Origin of the sequence: Streptomyces sp. NPDC006602, from assembly GCF_042870385.1 — a bacterium.
GTDB lineage: Bacteria > Actinomycetota > Actinomycetes > Streptomycetales > Streptomycetaceae > Streptomyces.
The window spans coordinates 591574-608258 of record NZ_JBIAHG010000003.1 but is presented as its reverse complement, the minus strand read 5'-3'; the positions used below and the strand labels follow the sequence as shown (position 1 = coordinate 608258).

Annotated in this window: 11 protein-coding genes; 3 read left to right on the top strand and 8 right to left on the bottom strand. The window is 67.7% G+C overall.

All coding sequences use genetic code 11. The features are described from left to right. Positions 1-463: 463 nt before the first annotated feature. A complete protein-coding gene (locus ACFYO2_RS11545) occupies positions 464-7660 on the top strand; it encodes a polymorphic toxin-type HINT domain-containing protein (protein WP_388347261.1) in 7197 nt (2398 codons plus the stop codon). A gap of 95 nt (positions 7661-7755) precedes the next feature. Further along, positions 7756-8217, top strand: coding sequence for a hypothetical protein (locus ACFYO2_RS11540; RefSeq protein WP_388347259.1), 462 nt, complete (start codon positions 7756-7758; stop codon positions 8215-8217). A 144-nt stretch (positions 8218-8361) separates the two neighbouring features. Here the strand turns inward: ACFYO2_RS11540 and ACFYO2_RS11535 are convergent, their stop codons facing one another. From ACFYO2_RS11535 to ACFYO2_RS11515, 5 genes are all read right to left on the bottom strand, one after another. After that, positions 8362-9630: a tyrosine-type recombinase/integrase gene (locus ACFYO2_RS11535; RefSeq protein WP_388347257.1), complete on the bottom strand. Its 1269-nt coding sequence runs from the start codon at positions 9628-9630 to the stop codon at positions 8362-8364. Next, on the bottom strand, positions 9627-9812 hold the full coding sequence (locus ACFYO2_RS11530; protein ID WP_329327058.1) for a helix-turn-helix domain-containing protein: 186 nt from the start codon (positions 9810-9812) through the stop codon (positions 9627-9629). The genes ACFYO2_RS11535 and ACFYO2_RS11530 overlap by 4 nt, the downstream gene beginning before the upstream one ends. Continuing rightward, a complete protein-coding gene (locus tag ACFYO2_RS11525) occupies positions 9805-11151 on the bottom strand; it encodes a replication initiator (RefSeq protein WP_388347255.1) in 1347 nt (448 codons plus the stop codon). Before ACFYO2_RS11525 ends, ACFYO2_RS11530 begins: the two co-directional genes overlap by 8 nt. Positions 11152-11294: 143 nt before the next feature. Continuing rightward, the gene (locus tag ACFYO2_RS11520; RefSeq protein WP_388347253.1) at positions 11295-12623 is read right to left on the bottom strand and encodes an FtsK/SpoIIIE domain-containing protein; all 1329 of its coding nucleotides are present in this window, start codon (positions 12621-12623) and stop codon (positions 11295-11297) included. After that, positions 12623-12949: a hypothetical protein gene (locus ACFYO2_RS11515; RefSeq protein WP_388347597.1), complete on the bottom strand. Its 327-nt coding sequence runs from the start codon at positions 12947-12949 to the stop codon at positions 12623-12625. Before ACFYO2_RS11515 ends, ACFYO2_RS11520 begins: the two co-directional genes overlap by 1 nt. A 222-nt stretch (positions 12950-13171) precedes the next feature. Here ACFYO2_RS11515 and ACFYO2_RS11510 point away from each other — a divergent pair, with 222 nt between their 5' ends. Beyond that, a complete protein-coding gene (locus tag ACFYO2_RS11510) occupies positions 13172-14107 on the top strand; it encodes a GntR family transcriptional regulator (protein WP_388347251.1) in 936 nt (311 codons plus the stop codon). 112 nt (positions 14108-14219) lie between these two features. Here ACFYO2_RS11510 and ACFYO2_RS11505 read toward each other — a convergent pair whose 3' ends face one another. The 3 genes from ACFYO2_RS11505 to ACFYO2_RS11495 form a co-directional block, all read right to left on the bottom strand. Next, the gene (locus tag ACFYO2_RS11505; RefSeq protein WP_388347249.1) at positions 14220-14591 is read right to left on the bottom strand and encodes a hypothetical protein; all 372 of its coding nucleotides are present in this window, start codon (positions 14589-14591) and stop codon (positions 14220-14222) included. After that, positions 14591-14899: a hypothetical protein gene (locus ACFYO2_RS11500; RefSeq protein ID WP_388347247.1), complete on the bottom strand. Its 309-nt coding sequence runs from the start codon at positions 14897-14899 to the stop codon at positions 14591-14593. The genes ACFYO2_RS11505 and ACFYO2_RS11500 overlap by 1 nt, the downstream gene beginning before the upstream one ends. A 138-nt stretch (positions 14900-15037) precedes the next feature. After that, positions 15038-16234: a helix-turn-helix domain-containing protein gene (locus tag ACFYO2_RS11495; RefSeq protein WP_388347245.1), complete on the bottom strand. Its 1197-nt coding sequence runs from the start codon at positions 16232-16234 to the stop codon at positions 15038-15040. Positions 16235-16685: the final 451 nt, after the last annotated feature.

Here is a 16685-nt window from a genome sequence, read left to right as displayed (position 1 = left end):
GGTTCCCCTTCCCCCTGGTTCCCCTCGGCGCCGGCGCATGACAGGGCGCGGCCGAGCCAGCCGATGATGACCTATGGGGGAACTGTCGTCACCCTGTGGAGATGTTGCACGCCGCGCTCGGTGCGTGAGGCCGTACGGACGGCAGGGTCGGTCGAGCAGGCCAACCCTGCGTGCAAATGGGGCAAAGGGCAGTAACCGGCGACCAGTTGGGGCGATTTCTTTGGATCACCAAGCCCTGGTGCGCCTTTAGGTGTATTCGCAACGTAGCGAGCCGTTACGCGCAGTGATGATCGTCACATTGCCCTGTCGCCTCTGGTGCTCCTTCACAGTGTGATCACAGAATCTCCGCTATCTGATAAGTCGTCACGCGTGGTCTCACCGGCCCGCTTCAAGTGGCCCGGGGGACCTTGTCGTGTTCGATCGACTTCCGCATGCCCGTAGGCGCCGGACAGCTCGCACAGCCGTGCCCGTCACCGCTGCCGCGCTGCTGTTGAGCCTGCTGCCGGCCCAGGCCCTGGCGCTGCCTCCGGATCCGGTGAAGGAGGAGATCGGGCGCGAGTCGCTGACCCTGGAGGAACTCGACCAGGAGACGCCCATTCCGAGCAAGGAATCCAGCCGGCATCTGGAATCGCTGCGGGCCGACGTCCCCCAGGACCTGCTCGCGGCGCCGACCAACACGACGACCACACCGGTCGGGACGGGCTCGGTCGTCTTCGGCTCGACCACGACGACGGCCTCGGTCCGAACGGCCGCGACGGTGGAGCAGGCGGCGCTGAGCCCCGCCGGCACCCTCCCCGTCAGCCTCGGCCAGGCTCCCGACAAACCGGCGCCGACGGGGACCTGGCAGGTCACCATCCCGGACCGGACCACCCCGACGGGCCAGGGCGTGGACGGTGCCGTGCTGGTCGTGGAGGCTCCCAGCACAGGATCGGTCCCGGTCTCCGTCAAGCTGGACTACTCCAAGTTCGAGAGCCTCTACGGCGCCGACTGGGCCTCCCGCCTGCGCTTCGTGCAGTTCCCCGACTGCTACCTGACCATGCCGGACGACGAGGCCTGCCAGACGTACGAGGAACTGGAGACGACGAACGACACGGCCTCCAGGTCCCTCACCGCCACGGTCGACCCGGCCACCGAGGCTGCGGTGACACCGGCCTCGGCCACGCCCGCCTCACCCCGGAACTCCGGTGTGATCCAGGCGTCGTTCCGAAGATCCACCGCGGCGACTCCTGCCGCGACCGCGGGCAGCGGTACCGCGGTCGTCGGCGCCGTCGATTCCGGCAACGGTGGCGGAGGCACCTTCAAAGCCACGCCTCTCGCCTCGGACGGCAATTGGGAGGCGGGAGGGTCGTCGGGAGCGTTCAGCTGGTCCTATCCGCTGACCGTGCCGAGTCCGCCCGCGGGCCCGGCACCCAAGATCTCCTTCAACTACAACTCGCAGAGCGTGGACGGCCGTACGGCGGTGTCCTCACCCCAGGCCTCCTGGATCGGCGAGGGCTGGTCCTACGATCCCGGCCACATCGAGCGCCGCTACCGTTCCTGCCAGGACGACCGCAAGACGCTGACGGCCGGGACCCCCAACAACACCGCCAAGAAGGACAAGACGTCCGACCTGTGCTGGGTGTCGTACAACGCGGTGATGTCGCTGGGCGGCAAAACGACCGAACTGGTCCGGGCGGCCGCTTCCGGCAGCGATCCGGACAAGGACACCGAGGTCTACCGTCCCCAACAGGACGACGGCACGCGCGTCGAACACCGCGTCGGCGGCACCAACGACGACAACAACGGCGAATACTGGGTCGTCACCACCACGGACGGCACCCAGTACTACTACGGCCAGAACAGCGTCGGCGGCGGCCACGCCTCCACCAACTCCGTCTCGACTGCGCCGGTCTTCGGCAACCATCCGAGCGAGCCCTGCCACGCCACCGCCTTCGCCGACTCCCGTTGCGGCGCGGGCAAGCAGCAGGCCTGGCGCTGGGGCTTGGACAAGGTCGTCGACGTCCACGGCAACACGATGATCGTCAACTGGACGCAGGAGACGAACTACTACGCCGTCCGCAAGAAGTTCAAGTCGCCCGAGCAGTACGACCGTTACGCCTCCCCGGCCTCCATCGAGTACGGGATGCGCCCGGACAGCCTGACTAAGCCGTCGGCGACCGTGGAGTTCGGGACCAAGCAGCGCTGCCTGAAGTCGGACACGGCGTGCACCGCGGCCAACTTCGCCAAGACGGACGATGCCGGCGCGTACCGCCCCTGGTGGGACACCCCAGGCAACCTCAACTGCAAGTCCACGTCCAAACTCTGCCCTCCGTTCCCGTCCTTCTGGACGCAGCTGCGCCTGGACACGGTGACGACGAAGGCCGCCCGTGCGGGGCAGACCGGCCTCGGCCCGGTCGACAAGTACACGCTGCGCCAGTCCTTCCCGGAGGACTGGTACGACAGCTCTCCCGGTCTGTGGCTCAACTCGATCACCCGCACCGGCTACGCGCCCGGCGACACCACCGGCACCCTGCAGTCCAAGGACGGCATCAGCTTCGCGCACTACACGGTCGGCGCCTCCTCACCCCTGCGCGCCCGCCTGAAGGACCGCCAACTGCCCAACCTGGTGTCGAGCGGCAAGACCGACCAGCGCCCGGGCTTCACCCGTCCCCGCATCGGCACGGTCTCCACCGAGTACGGCGGCGACATCGAAGTCGAGTACACCGGTGGCTGCGCCGCCGAGCCCGCGGAGGACAAGGGCAAGAGCAACGGCACCTGCTACCCGGTGCGTTGGTCGCCGGACGGGGACGAGAAGACCCCCGCGAAGGCGTGGTTCAACAAGTACGTCGTGGCTTACGTCACGGAGGTCGACAAGGTCACCTCGCACGGCTTGCCGGTCGTCAGCAAGTACACGTACTCGGGCCCGGCCTGGGCCAGGAGCGACGACGAGTTCAGTCGCCCGACCCTGCGCACCTACAGCGACTGGCGCGGCTACCGCACGGTCAAGGTCACCAAAGGCAGCAAGTCAACCTCCGAGGAGGTGGGCGTCGCACAGCCCCAGTCGCAGTCCGTGACGCGCTACTTCCAGGGCACCGGCGGTGAGGTCAAGGACTCCACAGGCGCATACACACTGCTCTCGGACGACGCGCCGCAGTACGCCGGCATGACCGCCGAGACCATCACTTACCTCGACTCCGACGGCAAGGTCCTCAAGCGCAACCGGAACTACCCCTGGTCGAAGCAGACCGCCTCCCGAGCCCGGGAGAACGAGGACGCGACGGCCGCGGACCCCTTGCTCGCCCACCGCACGGGCGTCAAGCGGTCGGACGAAGAACAGAGGGTCGAGTCGAGCTGGCGCGGAGTGCGCACTCTCACCACACCTGACGACACCTACGGCCTCCCGATCCAGGTGGAGACGGCGGTGGTCAAGCCGAGCGGCACCTCCGAAGTGCTCTCCGACCAGACCTGTACCAAGACGTCGTACCTGCACAACACCTCGGCATGGCTGATCGGCCTGCCCAAGGAGCAGCGCACCACCGGCACGTCCTGCGCGGGCCACGACACGGCCGATCCGGCGACCAAGCTCAAGTCGTCGGTGCAGAGCACCTACGACGGTCTGGCCTACGGCGCGACCCCGACCAAGGGCATGGTCACCTCGGTGGCCGACATCAACGGGGCGGGCACGGCACACTCCGTCGTCACCGGGACGACGTATGACGACCTCGGGCGCGTACGCACCATGACCAGGCCGGGTGCGGGCGTCACCGAGACGCAGTACACGCCTCCGGAGGGCGGCCCGGTCACGGCGACCAAGACGATCAACGCCATGGAGCATGCCGTCCTGACCACCTACGACCCAGGGCGCGGCCTCCCGCTCACGGTCACGGACGCCAACAACCGGGTGGCGCGCTCCGAGTACGACGCCCTCGGCCGCCTGGTGAAGGGGTGGTCCCCGTCGCGGTCCTCGGGCGGCAAGTCGCCGAACGTGATCATCGACTACCAGTCGGCGATCGCGTCCTCCAGCGAGAACCGGCCGGCCGCGGCCATCGTCGACACACTCAAGGACGACGGCTCCTACGCCCGCGACATCACCCTCTACGACGGTCTGATGCGCGAGGTCCAGAAGCAGACCCAGGCCCACGGACCCGGCCGGATCATCGTGGACACCGACTACAACGACCACGGCCTGGTCGTCAAGAAGACCGGTAGCTACCTCGCGAAGGGCGGGCCGAGCACAGAACTCTTCACGCCGAGGTCCGAGTCGCTGATCCCCAGCCGGACCGAGTACCGCTACGACGGGCTGGAGCGTGAGCATCGGGCGACGATTTACCGCAGCGGCTCGTACATATCGGCGACATACCACTGGTACGGCGACGACAACACGAACGTGAACCCGGTGGGCTCGACAGAGCCGATGACGAGGACGTTCTTCGACGCTCTCGGTCGGGTCACCTCCATCAAGCACTACGCTCAGGACGCCCATGACACGCCCGCGGCGCGCACCACGACCTACGCGTACGACGCCCGCGGCAACCGCAACAAGGTCACCGACCCGGCGGGCAACGTCTGGTCGTACACCTACGACGCCCGCGGCCGGCTGACGTCCTCCACCGACCCCGACACCGGCACGACGGACACCTGGTACGACACGGCCGACCGCCCCAACCGGGTCAGGAACGCACGCGCGCAGGAGACGTTTACCGAGTACGACGTCCTCGGCCGAGTCAGGTACGTCCGGCAGGGCTCCGCCACCGCGACTCCGGTCAAGGAATTCAAGTACGACGAGGCACCTGGCGGCATCGGCCAGCCGCTGGAATCCCTCCGCCACACGGACACCGGCGACTACGTCAACCGCGTCACCGGATACAACGCCGACTCCCAGGTCACCGGCAGCGAGACGATCATCCCGGCCAACTCGATGACGACGGGCCTCTCCGGGACGTACTCCTACTCGTACACCTACACCCCCACGGGCAAGCCCCAGTCGGTCACCCTGCCGGCCAAGGGCGGCCTGGCCCAGGAGAAGGTCGTCACCCGCTACAACGGCGACGGCCTGGCGGAGTCGACCTCGGGTCAGAACTGGTACACGGCCGACGCCACGTACTCGCCCTACGGCGAGGTCCTGCGAACGGTCTCCGGCTCCCAGCCCTACCGCGTCTGGACGACGAACTTCGTCGACCCCCACACGGGCAGCCTGCAGCGCACGGTCGCGGACCGCGAGACAGCCGGCCCGCACCGCATCACGGACAGCTACTACTCCTACGACCTGTCAGGCACGATCACCTCCAACGCCCGCCAGCTCGGCGACTCCGCCGGCGTCTGGGACACCCAGTGCTTCACGTACGACGTGATGGGCGAACTGGTGCACGCCTGGACGTCGAAGATCACACCGACCGGCACCGGCACCGGCTGCAAGTCGGCCAACGGCACCACGTGGGGCCCCCAGACCACGTACGCGACCTCCTCGGGCCCGGTGACGGACGCGGCGGACGCGGCGGCGGACGCACTGAGCCCCGACGCGTCCCTCACCTCCACCCTCGCCGCGGCCGCCCCGGACGCGAGCACCGTGGCCACGGGCGCGACGGCATACCGCCAGTCGTACACGTTCGACTGGCTCGGCAACCGGGCGTCGATGACCGAGCACGACCCGGCGGACGCGACGAAGAACGTCACCTACAAGTACGGCTACGGCAAGACGGTCACCGGCGACACCATCGCCCAGCCGCACACGATGGCGTGGATTTCCTCCACTCCGGCAGGCAAGGGCAGCGCCTACACATACGACGCGACGGGCAACACCACGGTCCGCGACCTCTACAACACCACGCAGAACCTGGTCTGGTCGCCGGAGAGCAAACTCGATTCGATCACGGACGACGGCGCGAAGACGACGTACGTCTACGACGCCGACGGCAACCGCCTGTTGGAGAACTCGGCGACGGGCTCGACCCTCTACCTGGGCGAAACAGAGCTGACGACGGACACGACGGGCACGGTCACCCGAGCCTCACGCTCCTACGCCCAGGCCGGCGCACCGACGGTCGTCCGCACGACGAGCAACGGCGCGACGACAGGCCACAAGCTCAACGTGATGATCGCCGACCACCTCGGCACGGCGAACACGACGGTCGAACTCTCCGGCACCCAGCCGGTGACGCGCCGCGCGTTCAAGCCGTACGGCGAGCTGCGCGGACCGAAGCCGGCGAACTGGCCGAACAAGCGCGGCTACTTGGGCGTGGGCATCGACGATTCGGCGACCGGCCTCACGCACATCGGAGCCCGGGAGTACGACCAGAGCACTGGTCGCTTCCTCTCGGCGGACCCGGTCATCGACATCGCGGACCCACTCCAGATGAACGGGTACGCCTACAGCAGCAACAGTCCCGTCAGCAACAGCGATCCCACGGGCCTCTGCGCCGACCTCGACTGCCCCACCCGCGCGACGCCCAATCACGAGAACAGAACCCCTACGCATGCGGCTCCCTCTGGACCGCCGAAGTACTCGCAGAACTACCAGGCTGCAAGTGCTGCCGGAAACGTCCACACGGATGACTTTGTCGAGAAGCACCATGAGGTTTATCCCGGCGTTTTTGTAAAGAAGTGGAAGAACGCTGGAAACTACACCAAGCAGCTGTACAAGGAGCTGGCGAACTACTGCGGGTCCGAGGGTGTTTTCTGCCTGGACCCCTCTGGTGACGAGCTGAATCAGAGAACGTTCCGGCACCTCATGTTCCTCGCCTGCATGAGGCTCGGAAGGGACAGCGGCTGCGGTGGCAAGGTTCTCTCTTTGAGTGCAGGTATAGCCAACCTCGCCGCGCTCACCGGGGGCGCAGGCGAGGGGCCGGGCGGCCTGACAGGTCTCGGGGCGGGGCGGGGAGGGAAAGGGGGGTGCGCCCAGTGCTTCCTGGCAGGCACGGACGTTCTCATCGCTGATGGCAGTACCAAGGACATTGAGGATGTAAAGGTCGGCGACGAGGTCCTGGCCACTGACCCGGAAACCGGCGAATCGGGCCCAAGAAGAGTCACCCGCCTGATCATCACGGAGGACGACAAGCACTTCAACGAGCTGTCCATCGCAACCGAGGACGGCATCGAGAAGCTGACGGCCACGCACGAGCACCCCTTCTGGGTTCCGTCTCTGGGGCAATGGGTCGAAGCAGGTTCCCTCGGCGCTGGGATGACCCTGCGTCAACCTGACGGAACCACAGTCGCGGTCGTCGCCAACAGGGCCTACTCGCAGCGTGCTCGTACCTACAACCTCACTGTTGACGATCTGCACACGTACTATGTGCTGGCGGGGGCCACGCCGGTCCTCGTTCACAACAGCAACTGTTCCAGTAATGCCAAGATTCTTGGTGAGAATCTGGAGGCATCCGGGGTTACCCGGCCTGCGGATACTGCCGCGCATCACATCGTGGCCAGTACCTCTCCGAAAGCCGCAGCGGCACGGCAGCAACTCGCCAAGTTCGGAATTGATATCAACGATGCGGGCAACGGTGTGTTCTTGCCGCGAGGATCGGCGTCGGCTAACCCGACCGGTGCGTCAGTTCATTCGCGAATTCACACGAATGACTACTATGCCTACGTCAATGACTTGATCGGCGGTGCGAGAAACGCCAATGAAGCCCGAGACGTGCTGGGCCACATACAGAGGCAGCTGCAAGGCGGGCACTGGCCGTAACTGAGTGTGTAGCCTTGCCGTGGTGCGGTCACGCCTCTGCGGCCGCACCACGGCAAGGCGGTAGGGATTCTTGAAGCGAGCAAGGGAGACAAGCGATGAGGCGACCGATCGACTCTGCGCTAAGCGTAGTGCAAGGCATCGTTGACCAGCGGGGATCGAGTCGAGAGGTTCCAACTGCCGAGGAAGTTATGGCGACGGTCCGCAGCTTTGAGCGGATTGGGTTCGACGTCCCTACCGGCGCTGACTCCGATGGATTCCTTTTTCAATATGGCGAAGTGAACTGGTTTTCTGAGCCCACCTTCACGGTGGGCTTCGTGCGTCAAATGGAACTCGTTGACGCCGAAGGGGAGCATGAAGGGTACTCGCAGGTTCAGCTTGAATATAGATATCGAGTCGATGCTGACCTGAGGTCGCTTGAAAGTCATAACTCCTGGTGGTTCCGTGAGAGCGGGACGCCGTTCGATGAATGGCTCGAATCGGTGAAACGGCATCCCGTTTGGGGGGTCGTTCGGGACAAAGTTCCTGTGGAATTTGACATCTCGCAGGAGCTTGCTTGAATTTAGTCGCTCGGGCACATGGTTGTACTCATTAATGAAATTCTGCGCTGAATCCTGGATCGCCTGGCGCAGAAAATCGATGGGCTCCTTCCGAAGCTTCAGAAGGGGCCCATCGGGCGTTTGACGGCAACGCTGACGGCAACGTCAGCGGACGACGGCTGCGGCGGGTGGGGCGTCGGGGTCGACGTCGGTAGGGCCGAGGGCGTCGCCCAGGGTGTCGATGGCCTGGCGTTGGAGACGGAGCCTTACGTGGGCGTAGACGCCGGCGGTTACGCCGATGTGGGCGTGACCCAACAGTTCCTTGATGACGATGAGGTCGACGCCCTGTTCCAGGAGCAGGGTCGCGGTCGAGTGTCGTAGGTCGTGGAAGCGGATTCGTCGGAGTCCGGTCCTGGCGAGGACGCTGCGGAAGCGGCGGGTGAGGTTGGTGGGATCGAACGGGCCTCCAGCCGGGGTGGTGAAGACGAGGCCGCTGTCTCTCCAGGCCGCCCCTGCCGTCTCGCGCTCCTTGTCCTGCCGTTCTTTGTGCTCCTTGAGGGAGTGGATGCATTCGGTCGGTAGAGCGATACGGCGTTCGGACGCCCGGGTCTTGGTGGGGAGGTGAGTGAGGCCGCCGGTTCGGGTGCGTTGGAGGGATCGGCGGATGCTGGCGATACCGCCGTCGAGGTCGAGGTCTTCCCAGTGGAGGCCGAGGAGTTCGCCCTTGCGGAGTCCGGTGCGCAGGGCGAGTTCGTACAGCGCGTGGAGCCGGTCGCTACGGGCCGTGTCGAGGAACTGGCGGGCTTCGGTCGCGGTAAGAGGCTGGAAGCGCCTGGGCCGGGGCGCGGTGGTCTTCACGTTCCGGGCGATGTTGCGGGGTAGTTCGTCTTCTCGTACGGCGTGTTCCAGTGCCGACTTGAGCACCGAGTGCACATAGGTCACGGTCAAGGGGGACAGGCGCTTCTGGCAGCACTCGCCGATCGCGCAGCAGGCCTTCCTTTCGGTGTCCAGCCCCTGGGCGCAGCACTGGCAGGTGGTGCGGAGCCGGTCGAGAAGGGTGCGTACGTCGCGTGCGGTCAGCCGCGTGACCTTCTTGGTGCCGAGGCCGGGGATGAGGTGGAGGCGTATGCAGGTGGCGTAGCGGGTGTGGGTGTTCTCGCGGAGCCGGTGAATGGCGACGCTGCCGAGCCAGTAGGTGAGGTAGTCGCCGACGGTGCTGTCGGCGGTCGCGACGGGGAGGCCGCGGTTACTGTCGGCGATCTTCGCGGCGAGTTTGTTGGCGGCATCCTTGCGGGTGGTGCCGTAGACACGGACGCGTTTGTGGCTGCCGTCGGCGGCGAGGACGTAGCCGGCGGCTTCCCAGCGGCCGTCCTTGCGCTGGTAGATGGTGCCTTCGCCGTTGGCGCGGGCCTTCTTGCGCTTGGGAGCGGTCATCGGGCGGCCTCTTCCAGGTGGCTCTGGATGTAGTCGTCCAGGGCGTGGGCGGGGATGCGGCGGGCGCGGCCGATGGTCAGGGAGGCCAGGCGCCGGGTGCGCAGGAGGTCGTAGAGGGCGGAGCGGCCGATCTTGAGGCGGGCCATGGCCTCGGGGACGGTGAGCAGTTCGTCGTCACGCATCGGCTGTCACCGCCTGTTCGCGCGCCGGGCTACCGCCGATGAGTACGGCGAGGCGTTCGAGGTCGGGTGTGAGGCCGATGCCGTCGAAGGCCCAGTGGGCGAGTACGAGCGTGGTTGCTTCGGGCGTGGGGGTGTGGCGGCGGTGCCAGGCGGCGCGGGCGGATCGGAGGGCGCCGAGGGTGGTGGAGTAGGTACGGGTCTTGGTGGAGAAGTGGCCGCGGAACCCGAGCATGTGGGCCCAGGCCCGCAGTTTCAGGTGTTCGAGGTCGCGGCGGGCTCCGAGGGCCCATGCGGTGCGGATCATGCGTGCGGCGTGGTCGGGGATGGTTTCCTGGCCGAGTTCGGCGATCAGCTTCAGGCGGTGGTCGAGGGTGCCGGTGGCGCTTTCGGCGCCTTTCGTGGCGTACTTCGCGACGTATCCGGCGACCTTGCCCTCGGTGATGGTGGTGCCGTCCTGGAAGGCGGCGGATCGGATGACCTTGACGTCCAGCTCCTTGCCGAAGGCGAATGCGTAGGCGTGGCCGTCGATCTCCGGACCGTCGACGCGGGCACGGGCGACAGCGGTCCGGACGGCGTCGGCCAACATCTCGGGCGTGGCCCAGGCGGGCGGCGGGGTGTAGCCACCTGCAGGGCCGTCGAGGCGGATCACGGCATGGAAGTGGATCAGCCCGCGTCGCTGGTACTCGGCGACCTTGGCGTACGAGACCCGGACGAACTTGGAGAGCAGGCGCTGCGGGACTCCGGTAACGGCGGCGATGGTGCGGCGCAGGTGGAGCATGAATCGGGCCCACAGGGCGGGGGCGTGGGCGTTCCACAGGACGGCGCCGGTGTAGTCGTACCGATTCGAGTTGAGCGGTGTGCCGGGGGCCGGGTCGTTCTTGGCGTGGGTGTGCCCGCACCCGCAGCGCGCGGAGGAACTGGAGCGTCGGCCGTGAACCGGACCGTACGACGGGGCGGTGAGCGTGGCGAACACCCTTGGATGGGCGGCGACTTGCTCAGGGATGCTCTTCCCGCCGCGCAGACCGGCGGCCATGAGATGGAACGTGTCCTGCCGGTACAACTCGGCGCAGGAGGGGCAGCGGGTGGTGCGGCGGTTGCCGCAGCGGACCAGGAGGTGCCCGGCGGGCAGCTCCTTGGACTTCAGTTCGCGCAGGATTTCGCCGGTGGCGGCGTTGATCTCGGTGCGGTGGCCTTCGAGCCGGATGGGCTGGGCGCAGCCGCCGAGCGAGGACAACTGCCGGACGAGACCCGGCAGGTTCCGGTAGGAGGCGAACACCGCCAGGTCGGCGGCGGCCGGTTGCGGCCGGGGGATGGCGGTGGTGCGGTCGTGCGATGGCATGCTGGCGGGACCTCTCTGCACTGCGGCACACGCGTGTGCCGTGGACGGATGGGGAGGGAGGCCCCGGCAGGGGCGAGGGTTTGGCGACTACACGCCCTTGCCGGGGATCACTGCGGTACGGGGCCGGGAGCGGCCGGTGGGGTTCACGCGGCCTTGTCCAGGTCGATGCGGGTGGGCAGTTCGCGGACTTTGAGTCCGGAGGCGCACATGAGGTCGTTGATCTGCCAGCAGGCTTCGGTGGGCAGGTAGACCGAGCGCAGCCGGACGGGGGTGCGCATGTCGCCGACGGAGGCGATCGAGACGCCCTGGGGCATGGTGCGGTCGGCGGCGGTGATGTCCAGTTCCCGGCCGTCGGGGAAGAGGTGCAGGAAGTCCTCGACGGTGTCGACGCGGTGGCAGATCCGGGCGGACAGGTTGGTGCGTACGGCGGTGGTGAGCACGTCGGCGGAGGGCTTCTGGGTGAGCAGCCACAGCCGTACGCCGAACTTGGCGCCCTGGCTGGCGACGGCGAGCAGTTCGGCCTCGAAGCGTTCGCGCGCCTTGCGGTCGGGGTGGCGGGTGTAGTTCGCCACCTCGTCGATCACCACGAGCAGCAGCGGCAGTTCCGGGCTGAAGTCGGTGATGCGGTCGGTGCGGCCGGACCAGAACAGCCGCTCGCGGCGCTGCATCTCCTCGCGCACCCAGCGCAGGATCTCGGTCGGCTCGTCGGGGTGGATGGCGTCGGAGACCTTGTACGCGGTACGCCACCAGGGCGCGACCGCGCCGAGGTTGGGGTCGATCACGATCAGACGCACGTCCCGCATGAGCGAGGCGTAGGCGAGCAGCGTGTTGACGGTGATCGATTTGCCGGAGCGGGTGGCGCCGGCGATGAGGGCGTGAGCGGAGTAGGCGAGGTTGAGCACAACAGGGGTGCCGTCTTCGTCCCAGCCGAGCAGCACGTCATCGGTGGAGACGAACTGACCCGGTCGGCAGGTCGGGGAGCCGTCCGGGCCGAGCAGCGGTGAGCGGATCACCGCCTCCAGCGGCTCGCGCCGGAAGCCGCGCGCGACGATCACTCCGGGCTTGGGCTGGCCGATCCGGATGCGGCGCATGCCCCAGGCGTCGCACAGGCCCTCGGAGGCCTCCTGCCAGGCGCTCAGCCCGACCTGCGGCAGCGCATCGGCGGTGACGGTGACGCCGAAGCCGTCGGCGCAGGTGTGCAGACGCGGCACCAGCATGCGCGGCTTCGTCGGCTGTTCCTGCGGGCCGTACTGCTGGAGCACGGTCGGGGTGGCGTCCTTGACCGCAAGGCCCAGCATCGGCGCCAGCCGCTTCCAGCCCCACCGCATCTGCCGAGCCTGCCGCAGGCTGATACGTGTCTCCGTGTCGGCGCGGTACCAGCGGGCGAAGCAGAACCCGGCCCAGCCGAGCAGCCCGAGCACAGTGAGGCCGACGACGGCCAGGAGCGCGAGCCCGAGAGAGTTCCCGGTCATCAGGCGCCCGCCTTGGCGGTAACGGCGCCGCCGCGCAGGGAGATGCCGTGCCGGTCCTTGCCGTTGATCTCGTTCTCCCAGGCCGAGGCGACCAGGCCGGTGAAGGCGACGGGCATGCCGACCTTGAGTCCCTTGCCGAGGCCGGGCTCGGGCACGTTCACAGTGATCACTTCGGCGCGGCCGTTGAACGCGAACATCACGTCCACCTGGTGCAGGTGGGCGCCGGTCGTGCGGTCGATCGCGGGCTCCCGGCCGTCACGGTCCTTGAAACGCGGCCGGGGCTCGGAGGCCAAGATCACCAGGGCCTGGGACTGGTCGATGGGCATGGTCTTCACGGCAAACCTCCAGGTAGAAGGGTGCGAATCACCCATGTGGGTGATCGCTCGACCTGACCCTACCTGACTCAATCCAACTCTATCCATCCCTATTCGTGGCTGTTCTGCTCCCGCCCTGTACCTGGGGTCGCTAATCTGGCCGGTGCAGCGCGCTGTGCTGCGGGAATGGCGGCCGGCCCGTCCTTCCGCCACCGACGTACGCCGATCCGAGGGATGACGATGGCTCCTGCCGACGAGGCGCGCCTGGCGTTCGAGCGCATCGCGGACGATCTCAAGCAGCAGATCCGCAGTGAGAAGCTCCAGCCGGGGCAGTTGCTGCCGTCGCACAGCCAACTGATGGAGGCGTACGGCGCATCGAGCCTGACCGTGCAGAAGGCGGTGCGGCTCCTGCGCAGCGAGGGCTGGGTCATGACCCGCCAGGGCAAGGGCACCTTCGTGAGCAGGTCGGCGGATTTCGAGCACGCCTTCGAGAAAGTCGTCAAGGATCTGGAACGCCGGATCCGCTCCGGCAGCCTCACGCCAGGGATCAAGCTGCCGGGCCGTGAAGCGCTCGCCGACCACTACGCGGTACCGGTCCGTGTCATCGACGCGGCGGTCAGCCTGCTCGTACGCAACGAATGGCTCCGCTACGAGGACGAAGAGCAAAGCCACGACGCGTACGTACGCGACGCGGACGATCCCGCCCTCGGGCGGCACCTCGCCCACGCGGCCCTCGTCCAGAAGATTCGCAACGGCTCGTTGCCCAAGGGCACCCGGCTGACCGCAGCGGAGGCCGCCGAGGCCATCGGCCACAGCGAAGAGAACACCGAGCAGGCCCTGGCCGCGCTGGCCCTGGAAGGACATGCCCGCAAGGTCTACAAGAACCCGCGCAAGGAGATCCCCTCCCGCACCCGGCCGAGCGAGCCGCAGCCGGAAGAACTGGCGTACGTCATCGGCGAAAGCCTCTTCTGGGAAGAACCGCCAGACGCGGGCGGCACCGACGACGGTTCCGTGCAGTCGCTGCAGTCCGCGCCGCCCGGGTCCGGGGACGTCGACCTGGCGGGCAAGCTGGACCTGATCCTGGAGCAGATGGCCGACATGCGCGAGCGTCTTGAGCGCCTGGAGCAGGCAAGCCAGGGACGAGGAGCCAAGCACCCCAAGGGCGCCTGACGGCATGCAGTGAAAATCCCCGAAGGGCCATGGCTTTCCGGGGATTTCCGCTGAGGCTCGTTCCGGCCGGGTGGGACGGGCGCCGACCGGAACAGGAGATCGTGATGGGAAGTCAGTCGAGCGGGACGGGATGGGGGCTGTCCCGCTCCTCGTCCTCGGTCTCCAGGTCGTCCACGTCCAGGGTGTCGAGGTCGTCGTAGGCGGGGGCGGGCAGGCGTGCTCCCCGACTCACCGCGATCCGGTGGACGTTCGCCAATGCCTCGGTCAACTGGACTGCCAGCAGGTGCAGTTCGCCAGGCGTCCACCGGCGCCCGTCCAGAGTGTGTTGTGCCTCCTGAACGAGTTCACCGGCCAGACCGAGTTGGGTTGACTCCATGTTGTCGGCGAGGCGTGACAGGTATCCGGTCCCGTCGCCTGCGAGGTAACAGGGTTTTCCTTCCGGCCCGGCCCAGGGGAGCAGGCGGACCTGATTCGTGAGGCTCATCAGACTCGCACCTCCAAGCTGCGGGTCAGCAGGGGGTCGGTGTCGACTCCGTGCACGGCCAGCCACAGCGTGCGCCGCGGTGCCCGTCGGCGCTGCTGCTCCCGCTGTTCGTGCGCGAGCAGGTACAGGCGGACCAGTCCGGTGTCCTCACCGTGCAGTACCGGGGCAGCGGGTACGCGAGGCGGACATTCAGTCGATGCCTCCACAACGAGGAGGGCCGGCCGGGAATCTGGTGCGCGGTGGCGGCCCGGTGCGGGCCGTAGCAGCCGTAGCAGCGGTTCGAAGATGTGGGCGATACAGTGCGGCACGTCGGCGCTCCTTGTCAGCGTTGGCCACGCCCCCGGACCGTTCGCCCGGTCGCGGGGGTCCTGACTGAGCGTCAGCCTGCCGACTGGCGATGCACAGCAGTTGCACCGAAGGATGCAACTCCTCTCGCCGGGAACCTGCTATATGCCGACCCACTCCGCGTATTGCGCCAACGAACTGTTACGCGTCCGTTCCTGCCGCTTGAGGGCAAGCACGGTGTCCCGCGCGGTCGGGTGGTAGCGGGTCTGCTGCGGCGCGATGCGCCGGGCCTGGTGCAGGCAGTCCAGAGCTTCCTCCGGGTGGCCGGCCCAGGCATGGGAGCGGCCGAGGTCCATCCAGTGGTGCCCGGCCCGGGAACGGGTCCAGCCTCGCGGGATGTGCACATCCTGGGCGAGTTCGATCGCGCGACCGAAGTCGTCCATCTCCGAGGCGATGGCCACCGCATGCACACCGACGTTCACCGGCCCCCAGGTGACGCCGAAATCGGGCAACTCGCCCGTGGCCCGGGCCAGAGAGCGGGCCTCGGCCAGGCGGGCATCCGCCTCATCCCGGTCCTTCATCCGCCCCGCGATCACCGCAGCCCGCAGATGCATCACACCCCGCATGGCCTCAACTCCTGCCGGACGGCGCGCATCCAGGCCGTCGAGATCCCGCAGAGCCTGGTCAATCACCCGCAGACCCACGTCGTACCGGCCGGACGACATCGTGGTCTGTGCGCGAAGGTAGGCATACATGGCGGCCAGCCCCGGCTCGTCGGCGCGCGGAGCGATCCACGCCAGCCGGTCCAGCGCAACGGTAGCCAGGTCGATATAGCCGAAGTTCCACGCCACGGTGAACACACACCGGAACATCCCCGCCAGACACTCGTAGGCCAGCCGCTGCTCTTCCCCGGTGCTGGTATGCGTCGCCTGCACCGACTCGTCGATCAACCCGGGCAGGTCGCGCACCATGTCCGTGTACTGCGCCTGCCGGCGTTGCACGAGGGCCCGTTGGACATCAGCCCGGATCAACGCGGCTGGGCGCGAAGCCGTCTCCCAGTCGAGCGCGACATCCCAGTTCTCCAGCCCCTCACGGATCGGCTGGATCAAGGCGTCCATGCGGTCCCGGCGCAACTCCTCGGCGTACGGCTGCCCCAGCAGATCGGACGTCGAGACGCCCAGCGCGCGGGCACAGGCAGCAACAAGAGCCGGGGAGGCAGCCTTCTGCCCACACTCCACCTTCGACAGCAACGACTTCGACACGTGAGCCCGCATCGCCAGCCCCTGCTGCGTCAGGCCGCGCTGCTTCCGGATACGGGCGATCCGAGTGCCGGTGTGCTCCTCAATGCTCTGCGACACGGCGAACTCCGTTCTGCGGCAACACTCAGACGGTACCCCTGCAACACGGCCCCGGACCGGCCGAACAACGATCACCCCGGTTGCCCGCAGAACCACACCTGCCAGTCCGATGCTTCGGACCACACTCCAGCCGAACGACCAGCCGACGGCCACGGCATAGCACCAAGGCGGGATGCGTCCAAACTTTCTCTACGTCTTCAAGGCGACCCGCTGGCGCGGGTCGCGCGCGGCACGGCCGCCCACCCGGCCCGCTCTCGGCTCCGCCACCGCGGGCCGGCCAGCGACCAGGCCGCGCAGAAGCGCGTAGCGGGCGACCAGAAGTGAGCGAAGAGGGGACGCGCCCGCACGGCGAGCGCCAGGCCGACGGCGAACCAGCGGCGGAGAGTTGGCCTGTGCGCAGCCCGGCGGTGGGGTCGGTCGGCTCCATGGGCTTTACCCACCTCCCCGAGTC

Bases quoted from the DNA above. Each gene is read 5' to 3' on its own strand.
- ACFYO2_RS11540 (WP_388347259.1), top strand. From the start codon at position 7,756: ATGAGGCGACCGATCGACTCTGCGCTAAGCGTAGTGCAAGGCATCGTT.
- ACFYO2_RS11535 (WP_388347257.1), bottom strand. From the start codon at position 9,630: ATGACCGCTCCCAAGCGCAAGAAGGCCCGCGCCAACGGCGAAGGCACC.
- ACFYO2_RS11530 (WP_329327058.1), bottom strand. From the start codon at position 9,812: ATGCGTGACGACGAACTGCTCACCGTCCCCGAGGCCATGGCCCGCCTC.
- ACFYO2_RS11525 (WP_388347255.1), bottom strand. From the start codon at position 11,151: ATGCCATCGCACGACCGCACCACCGCCATCCCCCGGCCGCAACCGGCC.
- ACFYO2_RS11520 (WP_388347253.1), bottom strand. From the start codon at position 12,623: ATGACCGGGAACTCTCTCGGGCTCGCGCTCCTGGCCGTCGTCGGCCTC.
- ACFYO2_RS11515 (WP_388347597.1), bottom strand. From the start codon at position 12,949: ATGCCCATCGACCAGTCCCAGGCCCTGGTGATCTTGGCCTCCGAGCCC.
- ACFYO2_RS11510 (WP_388347251.1), top strand. From the start codon at position 13,172: ATGACGATGGCTCCTGCCGACGAGGCGCGCCTGGCGTTCGAGCGCATC.
- ACFYO2_RS11505 (WP_388347249.1), bottom strand. From the start codon at position 14,591: ATGAGCCTCACGAATCAGGTCCGCCTGCTCCCCTGGGCCGGGCCGGAA.